Below are 1405 nucleotides of genomic sequence, written 5' to 3'. Positions count from 1 at the left end.
ATGGCTCCACGTCCATATCCAACACCGTCCGGTATGGACGTTACGCCCGTGTCATCCCCACTCGGCCGCCGAACCTTGCTGAGATCACCTCAGTGGCCCGCTCATCGAGCGCGACGAGCTCACGCCTAACCGCCTCGGCCCGTTCACGGTAAGCCCGTCCGCTTTCTGTCTCTGCGAGGGCGGCCATCCCTGCCATGTATCGGAGGAAGACAACGAACTTACCGATGTCGCTGTTCATGAAGGTGACTTCCGAAGCGCTGTTCTCGACCGGGACGACCGACCATACCGATCCATCGGCGAGGTCGATCTGAACCTCACACACCCCGTGCCACGCCCAGCCGACCGCCAGGCGTGGGGGCGCCGCCGAGACGTTCACCGCTTCGATCGGATAAGCGTGGAAGAAGACATCCACATCCCGCGGCAGTTCCACGTCGAGCAGCCCGGAAGCACCAGGCGGCACGACCCCGCTAAAGAATCGGCGCAGGTCGGATTCCGAGTAGCGAATCAGGTCCGGCATCCTCTACAAACCTCCCAGGGTGCGGCCCGGAGTCATGCCTGACACCACGTACTTGGTACATGTCTGACACTATTCGATCTTCTTTTTAGGCGAACGTAGATGGCATTCGCACCCGCTCCACAGGAGGGCGGATCGGCGGCATTCGGGATTGCGAGGACGGTTCCGGTGGATTGCTACTTGCCTTTGGCGAAGAGGGCGCGCCTCATACCTTAGAGCAGCCGAGGAGTATCGCCGGGGCGACCCGAGGTGAGAACCCTGGTCAGACCTCGCTTGACCATGAGCAACTGCCGCAGAGTAAGGCAAAGGGTGAAGCTCACCTGCGTAGGCAGCCCGAGCTGCCCTGCGGTCTGCTGCGTAAGTACGAGCCGCAGTTCGCTCGTATCGCTGGGTGGCATCTTGGGCAAGGTCGGTTGCTTCGAAGCGCTAATCTCGCACTCAACGATGCCGCCATACCAGTAGCTATGGCTGTCCGATCCTGCCCCCAGGCAGTACGTGTCCATTCCATGCTCTGTCGACTGCTCGTTGGGATCGCCGGATTCCATGAAGCCCAACGACCACGATTCGACGTCGCGGTGCTCGGTAAGGTAGAGAGCATAGACGTCGCCCTGAACTTCGACCGCGCCGCGGAGCACCGTTGGCACTCCATAGTCACTCAGTTGCCCCATCCACATCTCGTTTCTGTTGCTGACAAACGAACAGGATACGGAGGCCGAGGCGATCTTGCGGTCGGGTGACGAACTGGGCGACGATCGACGGGTGCAACCCCGGACGAGCATGGACGTTGGCGGACCATTGAGCCTTTTTCATCCTCGGTGGGTCGGGTTCTCGACGTGATGTAGGACGAGGATGGCCTGCACGATCGGGGTCGCCCGGTGCGGGCTGCAGCGC

The 1405-nt window shown here is 61.5% G+C and carries 2 protein-coding genes and 1 pseudogene; all 3 read right to left on the bottom strand.

All coding sequences use genetic code 11. The features are described 5' to 3' along the window. Positions 1-40: 40 nt before the first annotated feature. Positions 41-517: an SUKH-4 family immunity protein gene (locus ACWD5O_RS37150; protein WP_450088176.1), complete on the bottom strand. Its 477-nt coding sequence runs from the start codon at positions 515-517 to the stop codon at positions 41-43. Between the two features lie 209 nt (positions 518-726). Next, positions 727-1182: a hypothetical protein gene (locus ACWD5O_RS37145; protein WP_450088175.1), complete on the bottom strand. Its 456-nt coding sequence runs from the start codon at positions 1180-1182 to the stop codon at positions 727-729. A 138-nt stretch (positions 1183-1320) separates the two neighbouring features. Continuing rightward, positions 1321-1405 (bottom strand): annotated as a pseudogene (locus ACWD5O_RS37140) (IS5/IS1182 family transposase); the annotation flags it as partial.

It is taken from the genome of Micromonospora sp. NPDC005161 (assembly GCF_053599855.1).
Note: the sequence above shows the minus strand (reverse complement) of the source record. Positions and strands in the feature narration are given on the sequence as shown.

Excerpts from the sequence above, each read along its gene's own strand:
- ACWD5O_RS37150 (WP_450088176.1), bottom strand. The coding sequence starts at position 517 with ATGCCGGACCTGATTCGCTACTCGGAATCCGACCTGCGCCGATTCTTT.
- ACWD5O_RS37145 (WP_450088175.1), bottom strand. The coding sequence starts at position 1,182 with ATGGGGCAACTGAGTGACTATGGAGTGCCAACGGTGCTCCGCGGCGCG.